Source organism: Nocardioides sp. (assembly GCF_024509035.1).
Taxonomy (GTDB): domain Bacteria; phylum Actinomycetota; class Actinomycetes; order Propionibacteriales; family Nocardioidaceae; genus Nocardioides.
Genome location: NZ_JANINT010000069.1, coordinates 1,015 through 9,848 on the forward strand (window position 1 = coordinate 1,015; position 8,834 = coordinate 9,848).

Consider the following 8,834-nt stretch of genomic DNA (forward strand, 5'->3'; position numbering starts at 1 on the left):
GCAGAGCCCCCGCTCGCCTCGCCGGTGACCGAGCGAGCAGCGACCTCAGCTCGGGGACGTCGTCGCCGGCTCGCCCTTGACCGAGGCGAGCAGCATCTGCGCGACGTCGAGGACCTCGACCTCCGCGCGGGCCTCGCCCTTGTCCTGCTGGGCGGTCAGGCCGTCGGAGAGCATGACCCGGCAGAACGGGCAGCCCACCGCGATCTGGTCGGCGCCGGTGGCGACGGCCTCGACGGTGCGGTTGACGTTGATCCGCTCGCCGATGTTCTCCTCCATCCACATGCGGGCGCCACCGGCGCCGCAGCAGAAGGACCGCTCGGAGTTGCGCTCCATCTCGACCACCTGGGCGCCGGGCAGCACCTGCAGCAGCTCGCGCGGTGGCGTGTAGACGCCGTTGTGGCGCCCGATGTAGCACGGGTCGTGGTAGGTGATCGTGCGCTTGTGGGCGCCGGCACCGTCGCGCACCGGGGTCAGCTTGCCCTCACGCACCAGCCGGTTGAGCAGCTGGGTGTGGTGCACGACCTCGAGCTCGATGCCGAACTCCTTGTACTCGTTCTTGAGCGTGTTGAAGCAGTGGGCACAGGTCGAGACGACCTTCTTGACCTTGTACTCCTTGAACGTCTCGACGTTCTGCTGTGCCAGTCCCTGGAACACGAACTCGTTGCCGGCGCGGCGGGCGGAGTCACCGGTGCAGGTCTCGCCGTTGCCGAGGACGCCGAAGGACACGTCGGCGATGTGCAGCAGCTCGGCGACCGCGCGGGTGGTCTTCTTGGCGCGGTCCTCGTAGGCGCCGGCGCAGCCGACCCAGAACAGCCAGTCGACCTCGTCGAGCGACTCGATCGTCTCGCCGACGACCTTGACCTCGAAGTCCAGTCCCTTGGCCCAGTCCATGCGGGCGTTCGGCGACATGTTCCAGGGGTTGCCGTTGTTCTCCAGGCCGCGGAAGAGCTGGTTGAGCTCGCTGGGGAAGTTCGACTCGACGAGCACCTGGTAGCGGCGCATGTCGATGATGTGGTCGACGTGCTCGATGTCGACGGGGCACTGGTTGACGCACGCGCCACAGGTCACGCACGACCACAGCACGTCGGGGTCGATGACGCCCGAGCCGTCCTCGGGCATGTAGAACCACTCGTCGCCGGTCTCTCCGACCAGCGGCCGCTCGACCTCCTTGGTGAGCGTGTCGTTGCCCTCGAGCAGCGCCTCGCGCTTGCCCTCGTCGGCGAGGAGGTACGGCGCCTTCGCGAACGCGGCGTCGCGCAGGCCCATGATGAGCAGCTTGGGCGACAGCGGCTTCTCGGTGTTCCACGCCGGGCACTGCGACTGGCAACGACCGCACTCGGTGCAGGTCGCCATGTCGAGCAGGCCCTTCCAGGTGAAGTCCTCGATCGCACCCACACCGAGCTTGGCGTCCTCGTCGAGGTCGTCGATGTCGTCGAGCGTGACCGGCTTGCCGGCGGAGACGAGGGGCTTGGCCGCGCCCAGGGCGACCGGCTCACGACCGAAGAGGATGTTGAGCGGCGCCATGAAGATGTGCAGGTGCTTGGAGTTCAGCACGAAGATGAGGAACACCAGCATGACGCCGATGTGCAGCAGCAGGCCGACGCCGATGAGTGCGGTGCTGTCGGGGAAGACCTTGCCGAGCAGGTAGGAGACGAACGCCGCCTTGCCGTAGCCGTGCTCGACACCGGTGGCCTCGGCCTCGGCGATGTCGCGGGCCGCGACGGCGCCCCGGAAGAGGAACATCGTCCAGACGACGTTGAAGATCATGAACAGCGTGAAGTACGCCGGGCCGAGGTGGGAGCCGAAGAAGCGGGACTTGCGGCCCATCTGCTTGGGCTGGTTGCGCAGCCGGATGGCCCAGAAGACCACGAGGCCGAGCGTGCACATCACGGCGATGAAGTCCTGCAGGAAGCCCAGGACGCCCCAGTTGTTGAAGACGAACCAGTTCCACTGCGGGTCGCGCGAGATCAGGGCGGCGTACGCCTCGAGGTAGACGGTGGCCAGGATCAAGAAGGCCCACATCACGAAGAAGTGCGCGGTGCCGGGCACCGTCCACTTCAGCATCTTGCGCTGGCCGAACACCTCGACGACCTGACGCTTGGCGGCGGCACCGAGGCGCCGGGTGACCCCGGCGATCCGGTCGGGCGCCGGCTGGCCACTCGCGATCAGGCGGTAGAGGAACAGCGCCCGCTTCCCCGCGATCGGCAGGGCGATCGCGTTGATCACGAGACCCAAGATCAGCACTGCAGTCACTGGTTGCTCCCTGTCAGGTCGTCGGCATGCACGCCCGAGGGCGTGACGGCGAGCCTATTGGCAGGCGCGCGGGCCGTCAGTCCCCGGGGAGCGTGAGAAGGATCCTACCGATTGGTAACTTCTGCGCGCGCCAGCCGTCCGGATCCCGGCGGGATCCGGACGGCCGGTCGATGGTCAGGGGACCTGCGTGATCCGGTCGGTCGGCGTCGGCGCGACCGGGTCGTGGGCCTGCAGGTAGGAGACCAGCGAGTCGACGTCGAGGCCGCCGAAGTAGCCGTTGGTCGACTCCTTGAACGTGGTGAAGCCGTCGCCGCCACCGTAGAGGAAGTTGTTGGCGACCACGCGGTACGTCGCGGCGTCCTCGATCGGGACCATCGGCGTGGCGGGGTCGCCGTCGGCGTCCACCATCACCGAGTCCGCCACCAGTGCGTCGGTGTCGGCCGCTGCGGCCTCGGAGAGGTCCCAGGAGTAGCTGAGGCCCGCGACCTGGAGGATCTTGCGGCTGGCCTCGTTGGCGCCGTTCCACTGCTGGTTGAGCAGCGTCTTGATCTGTGCGCCCGTGAGGTCCATCGAGACCACGTAGTTGTTGAACGGCTGGACGGTGAACGTGGCGCCGTAGGTCACGTCACCGGCGGAGTTCTCCAGCAGGTCGGCACGGATGCCGCCGGGGTTCATGAGCGCGATCACCGGCTTGGCGCCGGTCCGCCCGGGGGCGCCCGACTCGACGACCGAGGCGTCGGCGAGCTGCGCGTCCGCGATCAGGTTGCCGAGGGGCGAGTCGCCGCCGTTGGCGTCGGCGGTCCGGCTGATCGACGTGCCCGGCTCGATGTGACCGACGACCTGGTTCTCGATCGGCGCGACGAGCGCCTTGTAGGCGTCGATCAGCGACTGCACCGCTGGCACCGGCGTCACCGACGGGCCGTTCTGGGCGATCAGGTTGGCGGCGTACTCCGCGGGACGCACGACGTCGTGGGTCTTGGGGTCGATGAGCAGGTGGATCTTGGTGAGCATCCGGCCGATCGACATCGCGCTCGTGAGCAGCCGCGGCTGGCCCTTCGGGTCCTTGACCACGCAGTTGTAGGCCTGGTGGGTGTGGCCGGAGACGACCGCGTCGATCGCCGGGCTGAGGTTCTGGGCGATCTCGAGCGCGGGGCCGCTCACGCCGGAGCAGTCGTTGTAGGCGGTGGCGTCGGTCGGTGCCACCCCCTCGTGCAGCAGCACGACGATCGACTTCACGCCGCGCTTGCGGAGCTGGGGCACCAGCGCGTTGGCGGTCTCGACCTCGTCGGCGAACGACAGGCCCTGGACGCCGGCGGCCGTCACGATGTCGGGGGTGCCCTCGAGGGTCATGCCGATGAACGCGATCTTCTCGCCCTTGACCTTCATGACCTTGGTCGCCGGGAAGAGCGTGTCGCGCGCGTGCTTCTTCCCGTCGGCCCACTTCACGTTCGCGGCGAGGTAGCGGAAGTCGGCGCCGTCGAAGCCCTGGTCGCCGGGGCAGGAGTTGGCGCCGTTCGCGCCGTTCGGGCCGTCGTCGAGGCAGCCGCCGTTCTGCATCCGGCGCAGCTCGCGCCAGCCCTCGTCGAACTCGTGGTTGCCGACGGAGGCGACCTGGAGGCCGAGGAGGTTCATCGCCTTGATCGTCGGCTCGTCGTGGAACGCACCCGAGAGCAGGGGCGTGGCACCGATGAGGTCACCGGCAGCCACGGTCAGCGGGGTCGCGCCGGCCGCGCGCGAGCGGGCCCGCTCGTCCTTGAGGAGCCGCGCGAGGTACGCCGCGCCGCCGGCCGGCGTGTTGTTGATCCGGCCGCTGGAGCTCGTCGAGGGGACGGGCTCGAGCTGGCCGTGGAAGTCGTTGAGGGCGAGCAGGTCGACCTTGACGTACGTGTTCTTCGCGGCCGGCTTCGTCAGCTGGCGGTAGCTGGTCTTGCCGGAGGCTCCGTCGCTGAGCGAGGAGCCGGGACGGTGCTGGGGCGTCGCAGTGGCCGTGGAGACACCGGCGGTCACCAGGCCCAGCGAGACGAGGGCTGCTGCGGCGGGTACGAGACGTGTGCGGGCCGATCGAGACATGGCCTCTCCTTGGGTCAGACGGGGCCAGCAACCTAACCGACGCCGTCCCCCCGCGGAAGGCCCGTGACCTGCAGTCACCCGAAAGGGCATGTGCCCGCCGCCGGCACCGGTATCGGCGCGCCTCGACCGCCGTCGGCTAGCCCTGCCGCACCACCTTCACGCGCCCGCCGGGGGAGAAGGTCACGGTCATCGGGACCCGGGCCTTGGTGCGCGTCTTGGCGCAGAAGCCGTACGACGTGCCGAGCCGCTCGTAGGGCTGGCCGACCGCCCGCATCACCTGCGCGGTCGTCATCCCCCGGTGGATCAGGGACAGCACCCGCTGGACCGGCTTGCGCTGCGCGGGGTTGCGGCAGGAGTCGGGCGCGATGCCCTCGGCGCGCTCCCACATCTGCAGGTAGGCCTCGGCGCCCCGCGCCATGTCGTCCTTGATCTCCGCGCCGTCGCCGCGGTGCTGGGCGTCGGCGACCTTCGCGAGGTCCTCGATCCAGTCCGGGTAGAGCCCGTACTGGGCGACCCCGTCGACGTTGATGTCGTAGACCCGCTCGCCTGCGTGCTGCTGGTCGACGCGGACGCCGCCCAGGCCGGTGAAGGGGTACGTGACCGGGTTGGGCACGTCGGCCCCGCGCGGGTCGCCCTGGGCGCCCAGGCCGTTGATGTCGGCCCCGAAGCCCAGGCCCCAGTAGTAGCGCGGATCCGCCCATCCGACGTGCGCACGCCACTTCTCCACGAACCCGGTCGAGTCGCCGGCGTACGGCGCGATGAAGCCACCCTCCTCGTAGATCCGCGGGTAGGCGTCCGGCGTCGACCAGGAGTGGCTGGACAGCACGCCGTGGTAGCCCATGTCGTCGATCTGGTCGAGGGCAGCCACGCGGGCCTTGACGCTCATGTGGTCGGGGTCGAAGAGCATGTGCCGCTTGGCCAGGCCGCGGATCGTGTATTCGCCCAGCGTGGTGAGACCGCGGTTGTTGCAGTGGTCAGGGGTCCCGTAGATCGGGAGGGCAGGGAGGTTCAACGGGCCGAACAGCTCGGCGACCGCGCCGAACAGCGCGTCCTGCTGGCCGGCGGAGATGTCGGGTGCGGCGACCTGGTTGTGGTCGTGGGCGCCCGGCACCTCCGGCTCGCAGTGCCGCATGTCCCAGAACGTCCCGGTCTCGAGGAAGTTCGCGGTGTTGACCGCGGCGCCGACCGCGCCGTTGTCGCCGGCGATGCCGGACAGGGCGTTGTCGAACTTGTTGACGAGCTCCATCTGGCGCACGCCCATGCGCTTGACCTCGTCGAGCTGCTCGTCGATGTCCGCGAGGTCGCAGGCCGGCACGTCACCGCCGGGCAGCGCCTTGAACGTGCAGCCGAACGGCACGCTGGTCTCGATGCCCATGACCACGGCCATCTTGCCGGCGTTGATCACCTTCCGCGCCTGGAAGGGGTTGGTGACGATCCGGTAGAAGCCCTTGCCGGGGCCGCCGAACTGGGCGTCGATGTAGTCCTGCAACTTGTACATGTCCTGGGCCTGCAGCCGCACCGAGTCCATGTCGTCGCAGGAGTTGTGCTTGATCGGGTAGAGCTGGCACAGCTGGTTGTTCTCGACCAGCAGGTTCACGAAGATCCGCTGCCCGCCACGCCAGGAGCGCTCCAGCCAGCGGTAGTACGTGCCCTCGTGGGTCAGCGAGTTGGGTGCCGGCCAGTCCTTGAAGGTCGGCCAGCCGACCGGGTCGTGGTGGGGCTCGCCGGAGAGCACCGACTCCAGCACCCCGCCGTAGCCACCGGTCGCGGTGTGGTCGGGGCAGTCGACCAGTGCGTACGGCGCGCCGTAGGCGTCCCACGGCTTGCCGCAGTGGGCGTCGCCGCCGAGGAACTCGAAGGCCATGCCATGGGTGTGCGCGTCGACGTAGCCGCGCACCTCCTGGTACGGCGTCACCCCGGCGTGCGGGCGACCGGTGATGTCGATCTGGGACTCGGGGTAGGTGGCGCAGCCGGTCGTCCGGGTCGGCCGGAAGGTCGAGGTCCGGTCGAGCGTCAGCGCACCGGTCGTGTTGGCGAAGGAGTAGCGCCCCTCGCCGAGGGTCCTGATCCGCCAGACCGCGTCCGGGCTCGGGGTGTCGGCCCGATCGCCGTCGGCGAGCACGAAGGCCCGGTGGGCGTCGTAGAGGAGGTAGCTGCCGAGGTCGGTGGCCTGGAAGAACAGCGGCTCGCCGCCGCTGGTGAGCGCGTAGCACCCGCCCGCCAGGGCGTAGCGGTTCTGCGGGTGCAGGAGCCGCGGGCCGGTGATCGGCGCGGTGGTGAGCTCGGGGTCGGGCAGAGCGCGCTCGCGCTCGACGTACGACGCCGCGGCGGCCTTCTCGGCCGCGGTCGTGGGGTCGCGCGTGATCGCGCCGAGGTCGCCGGCCCGGGAGAGCGCGTTCTTGTCCGTCTTCAGGGCGTCGCCGGCGTTCTGGGCGAAGGCGTAGCGCTCGCCCAGGCCGCCCGGCCGCAGACCCGCGGCCCCACCCATCGAGATCGCGACGGCGACCACGGTGGCGCCGGCGACGCCGGCCCACGCCAGCCGCCGGCCGGCTCGCTTCTCACTCGCCGGACCGGTTGCGGGACCGGATGCGGGGCCGGATGCGGGGTCAGTCACCGGGGCACTCCTTCGCGTCGTCTGGTGCCTCAACGAGCGGGGTGGACCCGGGTGATGGTTCCCCGTCGGCGTGCCGTGGAACCAGACGTCCAGACCGGGGTCAGGCCGGGCTGGACGGGCCGCCGATGCGACGGGAGAGCTGGGTGGCGGTGGCGGTCACCGCGCTGCGCAGCACCGCGGCGTCGCCGTCGTCGGCGAACGTGACGGCGACGGCCGCGACCGGGTGCTGGTTGTGGTCGAGCACGGCGACCGCGACGCTCGCCAGGCCAGGCGTGATCTCGCCGTCCTCGACCGCGTACCCTCGCTGCCGGGTGTCGGCGAGCACCCGTCGCAGCGCGCTGAGCGTGCGCGGCCCGGACCCGTGCCGATCCACGAAGTCCTCCGGCCGTCCGTAGAGCGCTCGCACCTGGGCCGGCGGGAGCAGGGCCAGGATGGCGCGGCCACTGGCGGTGAGGTGGGCCGGGAGCCGCACGCCCACGTCCGTGACCAGAGGAGCGCGCCCCGGGGCGCGCTCCTCCACGACGTACAGCACATCGCGCCCATGCAGGATCGCCAGGTGCGCCGACTGCCGGACCCGGTCGACCAGGTCCGCGAGCGGGCGACGGGCGATGCGTTGCAGCGGCTCCTGGCGCGCGTAGCCGCTGCCGAGCTCGAAGGCGGCGGGCCCGAGGCCGAACCGGTGCTCGTCGGCGAGGTGCACGACGAAGCCCTCGTCGATCATGGCGTGCAACAGGTGGTACGTCGTGCTGCGGGGCAGCTCGACCGCGCGCATGATGCGGTCCAGGGCGACCGGGTCGGGCTGGCCGGCCAGGAACCGCAGCACCCGCAACGTCCGGGTGGCGGCGGGGACCTGGCTCATGCGGCGGACGCTACCCGCCGCGGGTCAGGCCTCCCGGGACCCCGTCGAGCCGGGCTGGTAGGTGTCGGCGCGGTGGTCGACGTCCGGGTCGAGCGCGTCGGCCTGGCGCACCACGTCCTCGTGGCGGGCCTCCTCGACCTGCATCCCCCGGCGCGCCTCGGCCGCCTGCTGCTCGGCGCGCTCGGCCTCGGCGCGGGCCACCTCGGCTCGGGCCTCGGCCTCGGCCGCGCGCTGGCGCTCGAGGTCGAGGTCGCTGCGCTGGAGCTCCGCCTCCTGCCGCAGGTGCCCGGCCTGCTCCCGGCGCTGCTCGGTGCGGCGCTTGCTCATCAGGTAGGCGGCGACGGCGATGGCGAGCACCACCAGCACCGCGATGATGATGATGACGGTCTTCATGGGTCCTCCCTGGTCGTGTACCCCCAGCGGACCCGTACCCCGCTGTTGGTCGGGACAGTCCTCGGCCGCCGCTCAGGAGAGCTCGCGCTCGTCGTGGACCGGCACCAGCGGTGCGGCGAGGACGGGGAAGAGCGCGGCCAGGGCGAACGCGGCGGCGTACCCCCACGCGGTGACGACCGTGCCGGCGATCGGCGGGACGGCGGAGGCGGCGAGGAACTGGGCGGTGTTCTGGACGCCGAGAGCGCGGCCCGACCAGAACGGCCCGGCGCGTTCGGCGACGGCCGTGAACGCCAGCCCGTTGTCGGCCACGGTGACCACGGTGGCGACGACCACGAGGAGGACGGCCACCGCCAGGTCGAGCGCCGCCGTCAAGCCCAGCAGGGCCATGCTCGCGGCGGCGACCAGCGCGACCCAGCGCAGCGGTCGCATCCGGCCGCCGACCACGTCGGAGAGGTGGCCGACCGCGATGCGCCCGAGCGCACCGGCGACCTGGGCGACCGCGACGACCGTGCCGGCCGCGGCCGGCGACCAGCCGCGGTCCTGCACCAGCCAGGCCAGGGCGAAGGTCCACACGACGAACTGGGGGACGACGAGCAGCACCGAGACGCCGTGGATGCGGCTCAGGTAGCCGTCGGCGCGGTAGGG

General features: G+C 71.0%; 6 protein-coding genes. All 6 read right to left on the minus strand.

Annotated elements, in window-relative coordinates:
* Positions 1–45: 45 nt before the first annotated feature.
* Positions 46–2,253 (minus strand): (Fe-S)-binding protein, encoded by a 2,208-nt coding sequence (locus tag Q0L15_RS06215; RefSeq protein WP_296603017.1) that lies wholly within the window; start codon positions 2,251–2,253, stop codon positions 46–48.
* A gap of 174 nt (positions 2,254–2,427) precedes the next feature.
* The gene (locus Q0L15_RS06220; RefSeq protein WP_296603018.1) at positions 2,428–4,323 is read right to left on the minus strand and encodes a 5'-nucleotidase C-terminal domain-containing protein; all 1,896 of its coding nucleotides are present in this window, start codon (positions 4,321–4,323) and stop codon (positions 2,428–2,430) included.
* A gap of 136 nt (positions 4,324–4,459) precedes the next feature.
* Positions 4,460–6,937, minus strand: coding sequence for a hypothetical protein (locus Q0L15_RS06225; RefSeq protein WP_296603019.1), 2,478 nt, complete (start codon positions 6,935–6,937; stop codon positions 4,460–4,462).
* 100 nt (positions 6,938–7,037) lie between these two features.
* Positions 7,038–7,796, minus strand: coding sequence for an IclR family transcriptional regulator (locus Q0L15_RS06230; RefSeq protein WP_296603020.1), 759 nt, complete (start codon positions 7,794–7,796; stop codon positions 7,038–7,040).
* 24 nt (positions 7,797–7,820) lie between these two features.
* Complete coding sequence (locus Q0L15_RS06235; protein ID WP_296603021.1) at positions 7,821–8,189, minus strand: hypothetical protein; 369 nt, start codon at positions 8,187–8,189, stop codon at positions 7,821–7,823.
* 72 nt (positions 8,190–8,261) lie between these two features.
* Positions 8,262–8,834, minus strand: a 573-nt coding sequence (locus Q0L15_RS06240; RefSeq protein WP_296603022.1) for an MFS transporter, incomplete at its 5' end; no start/stop codon positions are given.